We start from the raw sequence: 16,912 nt of genomic DNA, 5'->3' as shown, positions 1-16,912 counted from the left end.
AAGACGATGTCGTCCCAGGCGGGCACGCTGGCCCGGCGTCGTGAGCTGCGCGGCGCCGGGGCGCCGTCGGTGCCGGTGCGGGCCGCGGGCTGCTCGGTCACGACGGGCTCCGCGGAGGGCGGGGGAGCCGGGGTCGCCGGGGGCTCGGCAATCGGTCCCGCCGCGGCCGGCACCGGCACCGGCACCGACATGGGCATCGGCACCTCCATCTGCTCGCCGAATTGCACGGCCGGGCGACGGGCGGGCACCGCGCCCATTGCGGCGGCGCGCCGGGCGACCACATCTGGGGCGCGGCGGGTGAGCGTCGGGTCCGGACGACGCGGTGCGGCCGGCGGCTCGTGGACTGCCGGGTCCTGCGCAGCCGCGGGCTCCGGCTCGGCGGCCGGCGCCAGCCGCGGCACGAAGGGTCCGGCGACCGGCGGCTGCTCGATCTCCCCGGTGAGCCAGCGGGCCTCGTCGTTGTCGGCGATGACACTGCGGGCCCGCGGGTCATAGAGGTAGCGCGCCACGTGGGTGCGCTCGGAGTGGCTGTAGGCGACCTGCACCACCCAACGGCCGTCGTCGCGGCGCCAGGAGTCCCAGCCCAACCCTTCGGGCTTGACGCCGACCGAGGCCAGCCGGTCAGCCAGGGACTCGCCCAGCGTCAGCGGGCGCACATCCAGCCCGGGCCGGCGCACGGTGCTCTTCTGGGCCAATGTGGCGATGTGTTCACGTTCGGCGAGGACCGGGCCCTCGAAGCGGCGCACCCGGTCCACCGACACTCCGGCCGCGCGGGCCACCTGTTCGGCGCTGGCCCCGGCCCGGATGCGGGCCTGGATGTCCCGCGGACGCAGGTGTCCGTCGGCCTCGGTATCCAACTGGCCCAGCCGGGACCGGTCGCCGCGCACCGCGGCTTTGAGTCGGTCGTCGATCGAGAGCAGGTATTTCTCGCCGTCGGCCGATCGCAGAACGAGATGACTTCCCCGCTCATTGGCCGCGACCAGACGTAAGTCCTGCATTTCCGCGTCCTCCTGTTACCGGGCCCGGGTTCGATCCTGGCAACCGACGCACGTAAAGCCGTGCAGGCGCGCGGTCGTGTTGCCGTCGCTCATTCAGGTCGCGGGACAGGTGTTTCTGGTGTGCTCCATGTGGCCTGACGGGCGTCGGAAGATGGGGGGCCGGCAGGATCGTCGCCGTGCAGAGCGATGGCGGGTCGGGCCGATACGACGCCTTCCTGCTGGTCTCCTTCGGCGGCCCGGAGGAGCCGGCGGATGTGCTGCCGTTCCTGCGCAATGTGACCCGCGGGCGGGACGTGCCCGAGGCGCGGCTGGCCGAGGTCGCCGAGCACTACCGCCACTTCGGTGGGCGCAGCCCGATCAACGACCAGTGCCGGGCGCTGTGTGCTGCCCTGCGGGCGCGGTTCGCCGCGGACGGGCCGGACCTGCCGGTCTACTGGGGCAACCGCAACTGGCACCCGTTGCTCCCCGACACGTTGCGCGCGATGGCCGGTGACGGGGTGCGTTCCGCGCTGGCGTTGCTCACCTCGGCCTACAGCTCCTACTCCGGCTGCCGGCAGTACCGGGAGGACCTGGCCGCGGCCCGGGCCGCGGTCGGGCCGCAGGCCCCGACGGTGGACCGCATCCGGGCCTACTTCAATCATCCGGGCTTCGTGCGTCCGCAGATCACGGCCGTACGCGCGGCGCTGGACGCGTTGCCGCCCGAGCTGCGCGCCCGGGCGGTGTTGGTGTTCACCACCCACTCCATCCCGCTGCGCATGGCCGCGAGCTCCGGACCGCGCGGGGACGCCTATGTGACGCAGCACCTCCAGGTGGCCCGGTTGGTCGCCGACGGTGTGGCGGCGGCGGGCGGCGGCGCGCACGAGTGGCAGTTGGTGTATCAATCCCGCTCCGGGCCGCCGACGGTGCCGTGGCTGGAGCCGGACGTGGGCGATTCCCTGCGCGCGCTGGCCGCAGCCGGGGTGCCGGCGGTGGTGGTGGCGCCGATCGGCTTCGTGTCCGACCACCTCGAGGTGGCCTACGACCTGGACGTGCAGACCCGGGCGCTGGCCGCGGAACTGGGCCTGGCCTTCGTCCGGGCAGCCACCGTGGGTACCGCGCCGGAATTCGTGGCGGGTATTCGGGAGTTGGTGTGCGAACGAATGTCCGTCGACCCGCAGCGTCGTGCGCTGGGCGCACTGGGGGCGGACCATGATGTGTGCCCGGCGCAGTGCTGCCCGAACCCGCGGGCGGCGCTGCCGACGGTGGGCGGGGTGGGGGACGCATGACGGAACCAGCAGACCTGATGGGCGTGGCAATCCGGCTGGCGACCGACGCCGGTCGACTGCTCCGTGACGGGCGGCCCGAGGCTCGGCTGGACGTGGTGGCCAAGTCCTCGCCCACCGATGTGGTGACCGAGATGGACCGGGCCGCCGAGGCCCTCATCGCCGCCGGCCTGGCCGCGGCGCGCCCGGATGACGGACTGATCGGCGAGGAGGGCACCGAGCGGGTGGGGACCACGGGTGTGCAGTGGGTGGTGGACCCGCTGGACGGCACCGTGAACTACCTCTACGGCTTGCCGGGTTGGGCGGTCAGCCTGGCCGCCACCGTCGACGATGAGGCCGTGGTGGGCGTCGTGCACGTGCCGAGCACGGGGGAGACCTTCGCCGCCGGACGGGGCCGCGGCGCCACGTGCAACGGCCGGTCCTTGCGCTGCGGACCGGGCCCGACCCCGGACCATGCGCTGGTCGCCACCGGCTTCGGTTACGCCGCGAAACGGCGCGCGCACCAGGCCGAGGTGTTGCGGCGATTGTTGCCGCAGGTGCGCGACATCCGTCGGTTCGGCGCCTGCGCCTACGACCTGTGCCTGGTCGCGGCGGGGCGGTTGGACGCCTACTACGAACGCGGCGTCCAACCGTGGGATCACGCGGCCGGCGCGCTGATCGCGACGGAGTCCGGCGCGGTGGTGGCCGGGTTGCACGGTGCGCCGCCGTCGGATCGCTTGGTGCTGGCCGCACCCCCGGAGCTGTTCGGAGCGCTGCACGACCTGCTGGTGGCCGCCGGTGCGGATCACCCCGACGGACTGGCCGAACCGGAGCTCATTTAGCCGGGTTGGGTGCCCGGGGCTGTGCATTCCGGGCGGGTGAGGCACAATCTGCCACCGGTGCCGCGGCGGGGCGGCACAAATCCGGTCGGCGCGGCGTTGAAGGGCTGCGCGGCTTGCTCACACCGGGAACGCCGCCCGCGAAGTACTGGAGGAGAGCACCACACAATGGCCACCGATTACGACGCACCCCGCAAGACCGATGACGAGCTGGGCGAGGACAGCATCGAGGAGCTCAAGTCCCGTCGGGTGGACAAGGGCGCCAGCACGGTTGACGTGGACGAGGCTGACCTGGCCGAATCCCTGGAACTGCCCGGCGCCGACCTGTCCGGCGAGGAGTTGAGCGTTCGCGTTCTGCCCCGTCAGGCCGACGAATTCACCTGCTCCTCGTGCTTCCTGGTGCACCACCGCAGCCAACTGGCCTCGGAGAAGAACGGCCAGCTGATCTGCCGCGACTGTTCCTGAGGGGGTTCAGACTTCGATCGCAGCGAGTCCGGGAGGAAGTTCGCCGGTCACCCCGCGCCAGGTGAGGACGGCCTGACGCGCAACGAAGGTTTTCGCCACACCGATAACGGCTCCGGCCAACAACGACCAGGCCACCGCAGTGGCCAGCCCCACCTCGGGATGCTCAGGACTGCCCGGCGGCGGTGACCCGGTCGTTCGCTGCCACGCCGAGCCCAGCGCCTTCTTGGTCACCGCCGCGGTGACCAACCCGGCCCCCATCGCTACGGCCCGCCAGGCCAACTGATTGTTCTTCGCCTTGTTCTTCGCCGCCATGTGCCCAGTCTGTCAGCCGACCGCGCGGTCGCGAGCGGCACGTAGGGCGGCAGCCAGGGCGTGCGGTTGGCGGGTGGATACGTACCAGTAGGGCACCGGCTGCTGCGGGTCCTGGACGTCCACCCGCACCGCCAACGGCAGATAGCCGCGCAGCACCAAGGGCGCGCGGGCGTCGGCGCGCACCCCGCGCAGCAGCCGGGCCTGTTCGGCGTCCAGCGGCGAGACAGCGCCGAGGCGGCGCAGCTCGACGCATTCCGGCCCGGCCCGGAATCGGGTGTCGTCGATGACCAGGTCGACGGCGCCGTAGCTCAGCAACAGCCACACCACGAACGTGAGCAGCAGGGCCAGGGCGACGACCCCCGCGACGGTCCCGACGTACTGCGCCACGCCCAGCGGCAGGACCACCAGGAAGAAGACGGGGGGCAGCCACCAGCGGTGCGGCACCCGCAACCGCTCCCGGTAATGCTCCACGTTGTGCACGGGCGCCAGTGTGCTGCCTGCTCCGTCGGGTGCGTCACGCCACCCGGTTCCGGGTATGCCCTACCCTCGGGCAGCGTGAGCGAGCGAGCCATTGGGCACAGCAGCGAGCAGCCGGTCAGGGGTGCGGTCGAGATGCTGATTCAGCAGCTGGACCCGGACCTTCCGCTGCCCGGTTACGCGCACCCCGGCGACGCCGGCGCGGACCTCTACACCGCGGTCGACGTGCTGCTCGCGCCCGGCGAGCGCACACTGGTGCCGACCGGGATCGCGGTCGCGCTACCGGATGGTTACGCGGCCTTCGTGCATCCGCGTTCCGGTCTGGCCGATCGTTACGGGGTGAGCATTGTGAACGCGCCAGGCACGGTGGATGCCGGGTATCGGGGCGAGATCAAGGTGTGTCTGATCAACCACGACCTGACCCGTCCGGTGACCCTCCGGCGTGGGGACCGCATCGCTCAGCTGATCGTTCAGCAGGTGGAGCGGGCCCGATTCCACGTCGTCGAGCGGTTGCCGGGTTCGGCCAGGGGTGCGGGCGGGCACGGTTCCACTGGAGGGTTCGCCGAGCCCGCCGGTGCGACAGGAAGGGTGTGACGTGGTTTTTCGACGCCGGGGCAAGCACGACGAGGCCGAACTGGAGGCCGAGGAGCAGCCCGTCGAGGAGTTCGAGGAGGACTCTGTCGAGAAGGAAGACGAGGACATCGACGACGGGCTCGCGGCGGTCAAGGAGGACCCCAACCTGCCGTCCTGGCCGAGCGGTGTGGTCGTGGAGCGCGACGGTGGACCCTGGGACGTCGCCGCGGCGCCGCAGGACTCCGGGACGGAGCGGGTGGACCTCGGCGGCATCCTGGTGCCGATCGTGGACGGCATGGAACTGCGCGCGGAGGTCGCCGACGAGCGGGTGGTCGCGGCCACGCTGATCGTGGAGCGCAGCGCCATCCAGATCCAACCCTTCGCCGCGCCGCGCACCATGGGCATCTGGGACGACGTGCGGGAGGAGATCGCGGCCGGTATTCGGCAGGGCGGCGGTGAGGTGCAGAGCGGCGAGGGCCGTTTCGGCACCGAACTGGTGGCCACCGTGCCGGTGGCGCTGCCGGACGGCGCCTCCGGTTATCAGGTGGCGCGTTTCCTCGGGGTGGACGGCCCGCGATGGTTCCTGCGCGCGGTGATCACCGGCGAGGGTGCGGTGGACGATGCCGCCCGCGGTCCGTTGGAGGACCTGTTCGCCGAAATCGTGGTGGTCCGCGGCGAGGACGCGATGGCCCCGCGGGATCCGATCGAGCTGCGCCTGCCCGGCCAGATCGAAGAGGCGGCCGAGGCCATGGCCCAGCAGGAGGCCGAGGACGAGGAGGAGGCCGAGCCGAAGGGCATGGACGACTTCAATCCGTTCGAACGCGGCCCGGAGATCACCGAGATCCGCTGATGACCACCGAGGACACCGGCGGCGGCGGCCGCCTCAAGCGGATGATGAGCAAGCTCACCGCCACGCGCGGGGAGCTGGAGGCGGCCGAGCTGCAACAGGGGGCCATCTCCGGCGGCGGCACGCCGATCGCGCAGTGCGCGGAGCGGCAGCAGGTCACTGTCTGCGGCACCCTGCGCACGGTCACCCTGCGACCGCGAGCCGGCGTCCCTGCCCTGGAGGCGGAGCTCTACGACGGCTCCGGCACGGTGGACCTGGTGTGGCTGGGCCGTCGCCAGATCGCCGGTGTGGAACCGGGTCGCGGCATCAAGGTGCAGGGTCTGCTGGCGTTGAACGAGGGCCGCCCGGTGATCTTCAACCCGCGCTACGAGCTGCGCCCGACCGCCGCGACCACATGACCGACGCCGGCGCCGGCGGCCGTTGCGCCGCGGACACCGTTGAGCAGGTCGTCCGCGAACAGTTGGCGGTCGCGCTGGGTGGCTTCCGTGGGTCGATGGAGACGGCGATCCCCACAGTGGCGTTCACGATTTCCTACATCGTCAGCCAGGAGCTGGGCCCCTCGTTGGTCATCGGCATCTCCGCGGCGGCGGTGCTGGTGCTGATCCGCGCGGCGCAGCGCTCGCCGATGCGCTACGTGCTCAACAGCCTGTTCGGCATTCTGATCGCCGCGGTGTTCGCCGCGCGCAGCGGGCATGCCAAGGACGCCTTCCTGCCCGGCATCCTGTACAACGGCGCGTACGCGATCGCGATGATCGTCTCGGTCCTCACCCGCTGGCCGGTGGTGGGTTTCCTGGTGGGCGCGGCCACCGGCGATCCCACCGGATGGCGCGCGGACCCGGCGATGGTCAAGCTGTGTTCGCGGCTGACCTGGCTGCTGCTGTTGCCGTGCGTGATCCGGGTGGTGGTGGAATATCCGATGTATTCCGCCGACGCGATCGGCGCGCTGGGCACCGCGAAGGTGATCCTGGGCTGGCCACTGCAGGTTGCCGCGCTGGCCGCCATGGGGGCGCTGTTGGCGCGCAGCCGCACTCCGCTACAACAATGACGTAGCGTCAGACCTTCTGGTGCGGGGAGAGCAGTTCCTCCAGCTCGCTCTCCCGGTCCGCGGACGCGACAAACACCAGTTCGTCGCCGGCCTCCAACGGATCGTCAGGGCTGGGCACGATCACCCGAGAAGCTCGGATGATGGCGACCAGTGCGGTGTCCGGCGGCCAAATCACATCGCCCACCCGGTGGCCCAACTGCGGGGAGTCGGTGGGCAGGGTGAGCTCCACCAGGTTCGCCTCGCCGTGCTTGAACGAGAACAGCCGGACCAGGTCGCCGACGGTGACCGCTTCCTCGACCAGCGCGGAGAGCAGCCGCGGGGTGGACACCGCCACGTCCACCCCCCAGGCCTCGGTGAACAGCGGCTCGTTGTTCGGGTGGTTCACCCGGGCCACCACCCGGGGCACGCCGAACTCGGTCTTCGCCAACAGCGAGACCACCAGGTTGACCTTGTCGTCGCCGGAGCTGGCCACCATCACATGACAGGACTGCAGTTCGGCCTCATGCAGCGTGGCCATCTCACAGGCGTCCGCGAGCAGCCATTGCGCCGTGGGCAGCAGGTCGACCTTGATGGCCGAGGGATCCTTGTCGATCAGCAGCACATGATGGCCGTTGTTCAGCAGTTCGTTGGCGATGGAGCGGCCCACGGCGCCAGCCCCGGCAATGGCGACGCGCATCAGTGCTCCTCGGGTCCGGCGGCGAAGACTGCCTCGGCCGCGACGAGGTGGTCCTCGCGCACCACCACGTGCACCAGGTCACCCTCCTGCAGCACGGTTTCGGCGTCGGGCAACAGGCCCTCGCCGAGCCGGGTGAGGAAGGCCACGCGTACCCCGGCCGCCTCCTCCAGTCGGCTCGCGGTGCTGCCCAGCCAGGCATCGGCCAGGTGCACCTGGGCCAGGGCCACGCTGCCGGAGGGATCACGCCACAGCGGTTCGGAGCCGGCCGGCAGCAACCGGCGCATAATCTGGTCGGTGGTCCAGCTGACCGTGGCCACCGTCGGGATACCCAACCGTTCATAGACCTCGGCGCGGGCCGGGTCGTAGATCCGGGCGATCACGTGCGCAATGCCGAAGGTCTCCCGGGCGATGCGCGCGGAGATGATGTTGGAGTTGTCGCCGCTGCTCACCGCGGCGAAGGCGTCGGCGGTCTCGATGCCCGCCTTGAGCAGCGTCTCCCGCTCGAACCCGATGCCCTGCACCGTGATGCCGGTGAACGAGGCGCCCAGCCGACGAAACGCGTCTGCGGACTGGTCGACCACGGCGACCCGGTGGCCCTTGTCCTGCAGAACGAGCGCGAGCCGCGAGCCGACCCGCCCGCAACCCATGATCACGATGTGCACCCGTCCACCTTTCGGTTGCGCGCCGATGCGGCGCCGAGGCTACACGCCGTCACGTTCTACGCTCGCGTCAGGACGTGGGACCAGAGCGTGCGCCACACCGGCGCGGGGGGTGCGGATGGGCGAGCCTCGCAGACGCGCCCGGCCCCGCCCGGCACACCGGCCCGGATCGCAACCGGACCCGCGCAACGCGGTTGGGCGGCTGGTGGAGCTGGAGATCGGCGCGGTGGCCAACGGCGGCAGCTGCGTGGCTCGGCACGGCGAGCTGGTGGTTTTCGTCCGGCACACGTTGCCCGGCGAGCTGGTGCGCGCCCGGGTCACCGAGGGTCGTGACGGGGACCGGTACTGGCGCGCGGACGCCGTGGAGATCGTGCGTGCCTCCCCGGATCGGGTGCCCGCGCCGTGCCGCTGGGCCGGTCCCGGCGCTTGCGGGGGCTGCGACTGGCAGCACGCCACCCTGGACGCGCAGCGTCGAGGAAAGGCCGCGGTGCTGGCCGAACAGCTGCGTCGGGTGGGCGGGCTGGACCTGGCCCCGCCGGTGGAGGCACTGCCCGGAACGGCCGACGGCTCGGGTTGGCGCACCCGGCAGCGGTTTGCGGTGGACCGCAGTGGGCGGCCCGGGCTGCGCCGGCACCGCTCCCGCGACGTGCTGGCCATCGACGACTGCTTCATCGCCCATCCGGGGGTGGCCGAGACCGGTGTGTTGGGCACGGTGTGGCAGGACACCGCCGAGGTGTTGGTGACCGCGGCCGGATCGGGCGATCGAGCCGTGGTGGCGCGCGCCCAAGCGGATCCGCGAGGCCGGCGCGGCCGACCGCGGGCCACGCCGCCGCTGCCCGAGGGGGTCACCCTGCTGGGTTACTGGCCGCCGGGGGTATCCGCCGCCGAGCGGGTGGTGGAGACGGTAGCGGGGCGGGTCTACGGCGTGCCCGCGGCCGGGTTCTGGCAGGTCCACCCGGCCGCCGCGGCCACGCTGGTGGACGCGGTGACCGCGGCGCTGGACCCGCGGCCCGGCGACGTGCTGATCGACCTGTACTGCGGCTCCGGATTATTCGCCGGGGCGTTGGCCGGCCGGGTCGCGCCGACCGGGCGGGTGGTCGCGGTGGAATCCGACGCGGCCGCGGTGGCCGCCGCGCGGGACAACCTGCGGGGCCTGCCCGGCGTGGCGGTGGTGGCGGGTCGAGTGGGTGAGGTGTTGGCGGGGGATCAGCTACCCGAGGCGAACCTGGTGGTGCTGGATCCGCCGCGCACCGGCCTCGGGACCGAGGTGGTCACCGCGGTGGCCGCACGCCGTCCGCGCCGCATCGCCTACGTGTCCTGCGCCCCGGCCACGTTGGCCCGCGACCTTGCCACCTTCGCGGAGAACGGATATCGCATCGTCGCGTTGCGGGCCTTCGACATGTTCCCGATGACGCACCACGTGGAGGCGGTGGCCACCCTGGAACCGGCCTAACGGCCGGCCAGGGACAGCGCGAAGCGACCGGCGTCGTCGGTCCACCAATGCCGCACCCCCAGACCGGCGGTGCCGAGTTCGGCGCGCACCCGGTCTGCGGTGAACTTGGCGGAGATCTCGGTGCGGATCTCCTCGCCGTCGGCCAACGCCACGCGCAGGTCGAGATCGGCGATGTAGACCTGCTGCGGCCCGCGGGCGCGCAGTCGCATCTCGATCCACTGCTCGCGGTCGTCCCAGATCGCCACGTGTTCGAAGGATTCGACGTCGAAGTCGGCGGCCAGTTCCCGGTTGATGACCGCGAGCACGTTGCGGTTGAACCGGGCGGTGACCCCGGCGGCATCGTCATAGGCGGGCACCAGCACCGACGGGGACTTCACCAGATCGGTGCCCAGCAGCAGGTGGTCACCGGGGCGCAGGCCGTCGCGCACCGCGTGCAGGAACACCGCGCGGTCGGCCGGTTCCAGGTTGCCGATGGTGCCGCCGAGGAACACCATCAGCCGCGGGCCGGGGGTGTCCGGCAGCAGCTGCAGGTGCTCGGTGAAGTCGGCGACCACGCCGTGCACGGTGAGGTCGGCGTAGTCCCCGATCAGGGCGTGGGCAGCGTCGGCCAGCGCGTCCGCGCTGACGTCCACCGGCACGTAGCGGCGCAACGTGCCGTGCCGGGTCAATGCGTCGAGCAGCAGGCGGGTCTTCTCCGAGGAACCCGAACCCAGTTCGATGACGGTCGCCGCGCCGGAGTGGAAGGCGATGGCATCCGCGCGGGTGCGCAGGATCTCCGCCTCGGCGCGGGTCGGGTAGTACTCCGGCAGCCGGGTGATCTCGGTGAACAGGTCCGAGCCGACCTTGTCGTAGAACCACTTCGGCGGGAGTGTGCGCGGCTGCTCCCGAAGGCCCGCCCGCACGTCGCTACGCAGCGCGCGCTGGGCGTGGTCGGCGGGCAGGTGCACGTCGATCTGCAGCCGCGTGGTGTCGGTGGTCACGGTACCTCCGCAAGTGGTCGATCAGTCGGAGCGAGCTCGGCAAGCTGATGTACCGTCAGATCCGTGCTGGTGACGTGGACGAGCGAATCGTCCGGCATCTCCACCCAGCCGTCGGTGTCGTCGAACGGCTCGGACGCGACGATTACCCCGCGGGTCGGATTGCCCTGCGCGTCGGGGTGTTCGCCGACCAGGTGGTACAGCGAGTCACCGGCCGCGGTGGCGACGATCTCGCTGCCGGTGTGCAGCAGTAAATTGACCCGCGCGCCCTCGATGCGCCGGGCCCGCACGGTCAATTCGGCCACCGCACGCACCGGGGCGACCCCGGCCTCCAACCGGTGCCGCAGCAGCGCCCAGAGCAGCGTGGAGTCCGTTGCTGCGCCTTCGGCCAGCAGTCGGGACACCGGCACATCCGCGGCCAACTCGTCGGCCGGCGCGGGCCAGCCGGGCAGGGCGCCGTTATGGCTGAACAACCAGGGGCCCGCGGTGAACGGCGCCGCGGCCTCCTCGTTGGCCGCCATGCCCGGCGTGGCCGAGCGCACCGCGCCCATCGCCGCGGCGGTGTGCACGGGGGCCAGTACTCCGGCGAGGTTGGCGTCGGTCCAGATCGGCACGGCACGTCGGTAGCGGACCGGCGTCGGATCGTTGACCGGGTACCAGCCGACGCCGAACCCGTCCACATTCACATTGCCGTAGCGCTGCCGGCGTGGCCGGTAGGACTGCTCCGTCAGGCCGTGGGGGGGAGCGAGCACGAGGTGCGCCAACGGCACCACCGGCCCCAGATAAGCGAAGTGACGGCACATCAGCCCGCAGCCTCCTCGCGCCCGGCGTCGCGCGCGGTGCGCAGGCCGGCGAAGATGTGCCGACGGATCGGGTAGTCCCAGTTGCGGAACGTGCCCCGGCAGGCCACCGGATCTACCGCCCAGGACCCGCCGCGGAGCACCTTGAACTCCCGGCCGAAGAACACCTCGGAGTACTCCCGGTAGGGGAAGGGAGTGAAGCCCGGGTAGCCGCGGAAATCACTCGACGTCCACTCCCAGACATCCCCGATCATTTGCTGCACGCCGAATGCCGAGGCGCCCTGCTCATAGGCACCCACGCCGGCCGGACCGAGGTGACGGCCGCCCAGATTCGCGTGCTGCGGGCCGGGATCGTCCTCACCCCAGGGATAGCGGCGGGATCGCCCGGTGATCGGGTCGTGTCGGGCGGCCTTCTCCCACTCCACCTCGGTGGGCAACCGCCGACCGCACCAGTGTGCGTAGGCGTCCGCCTCGTACCAGCACACGTGTTGCACGGGCTCGTCCGGGTGCACCGGGAGGAGTTCGCCGAAGCGCAACACCGCCCAACCCCCGGCGCCGTCCGGGGACCAGAACTGCGGCGCGACCAACCCGGCGGACTGCACATGCGCCCACCCGTCCGGATGCCACCACCGCGGATCGGTGTAGCCACCCGCCGCGATGAAGCGAGCGTACGCGGCGTTGCTGACCGGCGTCGTGTCGATGCAGAACGCGGGCACCTGCACTCGGTGCGCGGGCCGCTCGTTGTCCAGCGCCCAGGGGTCCAGATCGGTGCCCATCTCAAACTCCCCGGCGGGGATCAGCACCTCGGTCGGCAGGGCCGGCACCGGCCGGTGCGGGGCATCCGGCGCGCTCAGCACTGCCGGGCCCACCCGCAACTGATGGGTGGCCAGCATGGTCTCCACATGCTGCTGCTCGTGTTGGGCAATCATCGCGAACGCGAAACCCTGGTCCAGCAAGCGCTCCGGGCCATCCAGCGGGGTGGCCTCCAGCAGATCCGAGACCCGGTCGCGCACCTGCGCGATATAGCGGCGTGACTCGGTGGGGTCCAGCAACGGCAGGGTGGGCCGATCCGCCCGCGGGTGGCGAAACGCGTCATACAGCTCGTCGATGCCCGGCGCCAGCAGGGCCGGTCGATCGGCCAACCGGCGCAGTAACCACAACTCCTCCTGGTTGCCGATGTGCGCGAGGTCCCAGACCAACGGTGACATCAACGGCGAATGCTGCCGGGTCAGTTCGGCGTCGCAGACCGCGGAGGTGAGCGTCGAGGTGCGGCTGCGGGCCCGGTCCAGGTCCGCGCGCAACCGACTGCGGGTTCGCTCCGGGTCGCTCAGGCGATCGCCGGGCACGGCACCTCCATACTCGGCGCGGCGCCAAACTCGGCCAGGGTGTCATCGGCCGGGCAGCGTCCGCGTGCGACATAGCCTTCGTTGAACCTGTCGAGGTCCGTGCGTAATCCCGACACGTTCAATCGATCGCAGGCCTCACCCGCCACCTCGAAGCAGCGCCGGGCGACCCGGGCCAACAGCGGGTCGGTCAGCCCGTCGCGCACCGCACGGGCGGGCACCTGCGGATCGGCGGCCAGCGGCGCCAACGCCTCACGGGCAGCATCGGCCGCGCGCGGATCGGAGACCAGCGCCCAGACGAAGGTCAACGCAGCTGACCAGTCCGCGTCGGTGCGCTGCGCGTCGATCGCGCGCAGCTCCAGGTGTCCGCGCGGGCGCACCGGTGGGAACAGGGTGGTCAAGTGGTAGGCCAGGTCGTCCTGCTCGGCCGGTCGCGGGCCGCGGCCGGCCAGCCAGTCGGAGAAGGTGAGCCCCACCGGCACGGTCCACGGCCCGGCCTCGGCGCGGATGAACATCACCGGCGCGGCCAGCGCGTAGCGCGTCCAGGCCTCGCGCGCATCCTGGCCGACCCGGTCCGCGGGCGCGGTACGCCGCGGATCGATGGCGGTCCAGACCGCGTGCCGGCTGTTGCGCAACCGGGTCGGTCGCCCGTCCAGCACCGGGGAGTTCGCGAAGGCGGCAACCAGCAGCGGGGTCAGCTCGTGGGCCAACGTCCACCGGGTGCTCAGCGCCACGTGGCCGGGCAGCGGTTCGTCCGGACCGGCGTCGACGTTGACCTGGACGGCAGCGGTGCGGCACATCATGGTGCGTCCGGCGGTGCCGTCACGGTCGAAGTAGCGCTGCATCGCTACATAGCGCGGCTGATTCAGCAGACGACGTGAGGCGCGGTAGGGGTCCAGGCCGACGCCCTGCAGGCGCAGCCCGAGGGCGGCCACACCGGTGCGCAAGTGGGTCAGATCAAGGGCGAGTGAGTCCCGGACGGCGGCTGGATCGGCCGCGGGGGAGCTGGACAGTTCCACCTGGCCGCCGGGCTCCAGCGTGAGCCGGCTGTGCTGCAGACCGTCGGCGAGTTCACCTACGGCTGCCAGATCGCTGCGGTGGAGCGGGCGCCGGGGATCGGCGCGGTCGAGGAGCAACCATTCCAGTTCGATACCGACCATGCGCGGCGGTCCGGTCTTGAAGCAGGTCCGCGCGACGAACGTCTCCGCGGCAACCTCGCTGAAGCGGTCCGGTGCAGTCACCCGCGGCCCTCCGTCGGTCGCGCTCGGCGGCCGCCGGGCGATACGGACGTCACTACCCACTTCCACGACCTTATGTGCCGGGGACCAAGCTGTGCGCAGAGCGCTGCCCTTACCGCTTGATGACGGGAATCGGTGCGCTACGATGTATCTTGACGTCAAGATATCGGGGTGAGGGTGCAATGACGGAGAACCCGAACAGCTTCGACAGCCGCGGTGCGCTCGAGGTCGACGGACAGACCTATGAGATCTACCGCCTCGCGGCGGTGCCCGGCTCGGCACGCCTGCCGTTCAGCCTCAAGGTGCTGCTGGAGAACCTGCTGCGCACCGAGGACGGCGCGAACATCACCGCCGAGCACATCCGCGCGCTGGGGGATTGGGACCCCACGGCCGACCCGGACACCGAGATTCAGTTCACCCCGGCCCGGGTGGTCATGCAGGATTTCACCGGAGTGCCGTGCGTGGTCGACCTGGCCACCATGCGCGAGGCGGTCACCGAACTCGGCGGCGACCCGACGCGGATCAACCCGCTGGCCCCGGCCGAGCTGGTCATCGACCACTCCGTGATCGCCGACTTCTTCGGCACCAGCGACGCGCTGACCCGCAACGTCGAGCTGGAGTACGAGCGCAACCGGGAGCGCTACCAGTTCCTGCGCTGGGGCCAGACCGCCTTCGACGAGTTCAAGGTCGTCCCGCCGGGCACCGGCATCGTGCACCAGGTCAACATCGAGCACCTGGCCCGCACTGTGATGGTCCGCAACGGCCAGGCGTACCCGGACACCTGCGTGGGCACCGACTCGCACACCACGATGGTCAACGGCCTGGGCGTGCTGGCCTGGGGGGTGGGCGGCATCGAGGCGGAGTCCGCGCTGCTCGGCCGGCCGGTGTCGATGCTCATCCCGCGGGTGGTCGGCTTCAGGCTGCACGGCGAACTGCCCGACGGGGTCACCGCCACCGACCTGGTGCTGACCATCACCGAGATGCTGCGCAAGCACAAGGTGGTCGGCAAGTTCGTGGAGTTCTACGGCCCCGGCGTCGCCGCGGTGCCGCTGGCCAACCGCGCCACCATCGGCAACATGAGCCCGGAGTACGGCTCCACCGCGGCGATGTTCCCGATCGACGCCGAGACCATCTCCTACCTGACACTGACCGGGCGTTCGGCGCACCAGATCAAACTGGTCGAGGCTTACGCCAAGGAGCAGGGCCTGTGGCACGACCCGAACGCGGAGTCGGACTTCTCCGAGCACATCGAGCTGGACCTCTCGACGGTGGTCCCGTCCATCTCCGGCCCGAAGCGGCCCCAGGACCGCATAGCGCTCACCGACGCCAAGGCCGCATTCCGCAACTCCCTGCGCGACTACGTGGACGACAATGAGCGGGATGCCAGTGAGGTCGACACGGCCTCGGCGCAGTCCTTCCCGGCCAGTGACCCGGCCGCCGCGGCGCCGGGTGACGAGCACGCCGACGAAACCAATGGCGCGCCCCGACCGTCCGTCGGCGCCGGAACCCCTCGCCCGTCCAAGCCCACCGCGGTCCGGCTCGCGGACGGCACCTCGTTCGAACTCGACCACGGCGCGGTGACCATCGCCGCGATCACCTCGTGCACCAACACCTCGAACCCCTCGGTGATGATCGCCGCGGCGCTGGTCGCGAAGAAGGCCGTCGAGCGCGGGCTGACCCGCAAGCCGTGGGTGAAGACCACGCTGGCACCGGGCTCGCAGGTGGTCTCCGACTACTACGACCGCGCCGGGCTGACCCCGTACCTGGACAAGGTCGGCTTCAACCTCGTCGGCTACGGCTGCACCACCTGCATCGGCAACTCCGGCCCGTTGCAGCCGGAGATCGCCGCGGCCATCAACGACAACGACCTCGCGGTCACCGCGGTGTTGTCCGGCAACCGCAACTTCGAGGGCCGGATCAGCCCGGACGTGAAGATGAACTACCTGGCCTCACCGCCGCTGGTCGTCGCCTACGCGATCGCCGGGACCATGGACATCGACCTCCAGCAGGACGTGCTGGCCACCGACCCCGAGGGCAAGCCGGTCCATCTGCGGGACATCTGGCCCTCCACGGCGGAAATCGACGAGGTACTGACCGGTGCGGTCACCCAGGACATGTTCATCAAGGACTACGCCGATGTCTTCGCCGGTGACCAACGTTGGCAGTCCCTGCCCACCCCGACCGGGTCGACGTTCGAGTGGGACCCGAACTCCACCTACGTGCGCAAGGCCCCGTACTTCGAAGGCATGGCGCTGGAGCCCTCGCCGGTCACCGATATCACCGGTGCCCGGGTGCTGGCCAAGCTGGGTGACTCGGTGACCACCGACCACATCTCGCCGGCGGGCAGCATCAAGGGCGACTCGCCCGCGGGCACGTATCTGGCGGAGCACGGCGTCGCCCGGGCGGACTTCAACTCCTACGGCTCCCGCCGCGGCAACCATGAGGTAATGATCCGCGGCACGTTCGCGAACATCCGGCTGCGCAACCAGTTGGTGCCCGGCACCGAGGGTGGCTTCACCAAGGACTTCACCACCGGCGAGACGTCCACGATTTTCCACGCCTCGGTGAATTACCAGGCGGCGGGCATCCCGCTGGTGATTCTGGCCGGCAAGGAGTACGGCTCGGGTTCCTCCCGGGACTGGGCGGCCAAGGGCACCGCGTTGCTGGGCGTGAAGGCTGTCATCGCCGAGTCCTACGAGCGCATCCACCGCTCGAACCTGATCGGCATGGGTGTGCTGCCGCTGCAGTTCCGCGACGGCGAGACCGCGGAGGGCCTCGGCCTGTCCGGCGCGGAGAGCTTCGACATCGTCGGGGTCACCGAGCTGAACGACGGCGCCATTCCGCGGGAGCTGACCGTGCGCGCGGAAGGCCGGGAGTTCACCGCGCTGGTGCGGATCGACACCCCCGGCGAGGCGGACTACTACCGCAACGGCGGGATCATGCAATACGTGCTGCGTTCGGTGCTGCGC

At 71.1% G+C, this 16,912-nt stretch carries 18 protein-coding genes; 9 read left to right on the top strand and 9 right to left on the bottom strand.

The genetic code is table 11. From position 1 onward, the window contains the following. Positions 1-998, bottom strand: a 998-nt coding sequence (gene sepH / locus VGJ14_20340; GenBank protein HEY2834776.1) for a septation protein SepH, incomplete at its 3' end; no start/stop codon positions are given. 176 nt (positions 999-1,174) lie between these two features. On the opposite strand from sepH, the gene VGJ14_20335 reads away from it, so the two are divergent. From VGJ14_20335 to VGJ14_20325, 3 genes are all read left to right on the top strand, one after another. Continuing rightward, positions 1,175-2,263 carry a ferrochelatase gene (locus VGJ14_20335; protein ID HEY2834775.1) on the top strand — a complete coding sequence of 363 codons (1,089 nt, stop codon included), beginning with the start codon at positions 1,175-1,177 and terminating at the stop codon, positions 2,261-2,263. Beyond that, the gene (locus tag VGJ14_20330) at positions 2,260-3,081 is read left to right on the top strand and encodes an inositol monophosphatase family protein (protein ID HEY2834774.1); all 822 of its coding nucleotides are present in this window, start codon (positions 2,260-2,262) and stop codon (positions 3,079-3,081) included. Before VGJ14_20335 ends, VGJ14_20330 begins: the two co-directional genes overlap by 4 nt. Before the next feature lie 165 nt (positions 3,082-3,246). Beyond that, positions 3,247-3,543 carry a DUF4193 domain-containing protein gene (locus VGJ14_20325; GenBank protein ID HEY2834773.1) on the top strand — a complete coding sequence of 99 codons (297 nt, stop codon included), beginning with the start codon at positions 3,247-3,249 and terminating at the stop codon, positions 3,541-3,543. A 6-nt stretch (positions 3,544-3,549) separates the two neighbouring features. Here VGJ14_20325 and VGJ14_20320 read toward each other — a convergent pair whose 3' ends face one another. Together VGJ14_20320 and VGJ14_20315 are read right to left on the bottom strand one after the other, a co-directional pair. Next, positions 3,550-3,855: a DUF4235 domain-containing protein gene (locus tag VGJ14_20320; protein HEY2834772.1), complete on the bottom strand. Its 306-nt coding sequence runs from the start codon at positions 3,853-3,855 to the stop codon at positions 3,550-3,552. 12 nt (positions 3,856-3,867) lie between these two features. After that, entirely contained in the window at positions 3,868-4,335 is a 468-nt protein-coding gene (locus tag VGJ14_20315; GenBank protein HEY2834771.1) for a DUF3093 domain-containing protein, read from the bottom strand. 75 nt (positions 4,336-4,410) lie between these two features. Here VGJ14_20315 and dut point away from each other — a divergent pair, with 75 nt between their 5' ends. From dut to VGJ14_20295, 4 genes are read left to right on the top strand one after another with little or no spacing between them, the layout of a single operon-like run. Continuing rightward, positions 4,411-4,926, top strand: a complete 516-nt coding sequence (gene dut, locus VGJ14_20310) for a dUTP diphosphatase (protein ID HEY2834770.1) — start codon at positions 4,411-4,413, stop codon at positions 4,924-4,926. Between the two features lies 1 nt (position 4,927). Further along, positions 4,928-5,755, top strand: a complete 828-nt coding sequence (locus VGJ14_20305) for a DUF3710 domain-containing protein (GenBank protein ID HEY2834769.1) — start codon at positions 4,928-4,930, stop codon at positions 5,753-5,755. Further along, positions 5,755-6,150 carry an OB-fold nucleic acid binding domain-containing protein gene (locus VGJ14_20300; protein HEY2834768.1) on the top strand — a complete coding sequence of 132 codons (396 nt, stop codon included), beginning with the start codon at positions 5,755-5,757 and terminating at the stop codon, positions 6,148-6,150. The genes VGJ14_20305 and VGJ14_20300 overlap by 1 nt, the downstream gene beginning before the upstream one ends. Then, positions 6,147-6,797: a DUF3159 domain-containing protein gene (locus VGJ14_20295; GenBank protein HEY2834767.1), complete on the top strand. Its 651-nt coding sequence runs from the start codon at positions 6,147-6,149 to the stop codon at positions 6,795-6,797. The genes VGJ14_20300 and VGJ14_20295 overlap by 4 nt, the downstream gene beginning before the upstream one ends. A 7-nt stretch (positions 6,798-6,804) precedes the next feature. Here the strand turns inward: VGJ14_20295 and VGJ14_20290 are convergent, their stop codons facing one another. Both VGJ14_20290 and VGJ14_20285 read right to left on the bottom strand, forming a co-directional pair. Then, positions 6,805-7,473 (bottom strand): TrkA family potassium uptake protein, encoded by a 669-nt coding sequence (locus tag VGJ14_20290; protein ID HEY2834766.1) that lies wholly within the window; start codon positions 7,471-7,473, stop codon positions 6,805-6,807. Further along, positions 7,473-8,135: a TrkA family potassium uptake protein gene (locus VGJ14_20285; protein ID HEY2834765.1), complete on the bottom strand. Its 663-nt coding sequence runs from the start codon at positions 8,133-8,135 to the stop codon at positions 7,473-7,475. The genes VGJ14_20290 and VGJ14_20285 overlap by 1 nt, the downstream gene beginning before the upstream one ends. 202 nt (positions 8,136-8,337) lie before the next feature. Here VGJ14_20285 and VGJ14_20280 point away from each other — a divergent pair, with 202 nt between their 5' ends. Then, positions 8,338-9,585: a methyltransferase gene (locus VGJ14_20280; protein ID HEY2834764.1), complete on the top strand. Its 1,248-nt coding sequence runs from the start codon at positions 8,338-8,340 to the stop codon at positions 9,583-9,585. Here the strand turns inward: VGJ14_20280 and egtD are convergent. Genes egtD through VGJ14_20260 form a run of 4 tightly spaced genes read right to left on the bottom strand, consistent with a single transcriptional unit; the run spans position 9,582 to position 13,946 of the window. Continuing rightward, positions 9,582-10,565, bottom strand: coding sequence for an L-histidine N(alpha)-methyltransferase (gene egtD / locus VGJ14_20275; protein ID HEY2834763.1), 984 nt, complete (start codon positions 10,563-10,565; stop codon positions 9,582-9,584). The two genes, VGJ14_20280 and egtD, sit on opposite strands and share 4 nt — an antisense overlap. Continuing rightward, positions 10,562-11,365 (bottom strand): ergothioneine biosynthesis protein EgtC, encoded by an 804-nt coding sequence (gene egtC, locus VGJ14_20270; GenBank protein ID HEY2834762.1) that lies wholly within the window; start codon positions 11,363-11,365, stop codon positions 10,562-10,564. Before egtC ends, egtD begins: the two co-directional genes overlap by 4 nt. Continuing rightward, a complete protein-coding gene (gene egtB, locus VGJ14_20265; GenBank protein HEY2834761.1) occupies positions 11,365-12,708 on the bottom strand; it encodes an ergothioneine biosynthesis protein EgtB in 1,344 nt (447 codons plus the stop codon). Before egtB ends, egtC begins: the two co-directional genes overlap by 1 nt. Next, on the bottom strand, positions 12,690-13,946 hold the full coding sequence (locus VGJ14_20260) for a glutamate-cysteine ligase family protein (GenBank protein HEY2834760.1): 1,257 nt from the start codon (positions 13,944-13,946) through the stop codon (positions 12,690-12,692). Before VGJ14_20260 ends, egtB begins: the two co-directional genes overlap by 19 nt. 179 nt (positions 13,947-14,125) lie before the next feature. On the opposite strand from VGJ14_20260, the gene VGJ14_20255 reads away from it, so the two are divergent. Next, on the top strand, positions 14,126-16,912 hold a 2,787-nt coding region (locus VGJ14_20255), incomplete at its 3' end, for an aconitate hydratase (GenBank protein HEY2834759.1).

This window comes from Sporichthyaceae bacterium (genome assembly GCA_036493475.1).
Lineage (GTDB): Bacteria > Actinomycetota > Actinomycetes > Sporichthyales > Sporichthyaceae > DASQPJ01.
The sequence above is the reverse complement of the archived record's forward strand: the minus strand, read 5'-3'. Positions and strand labels throughout refer to the sequence as shown.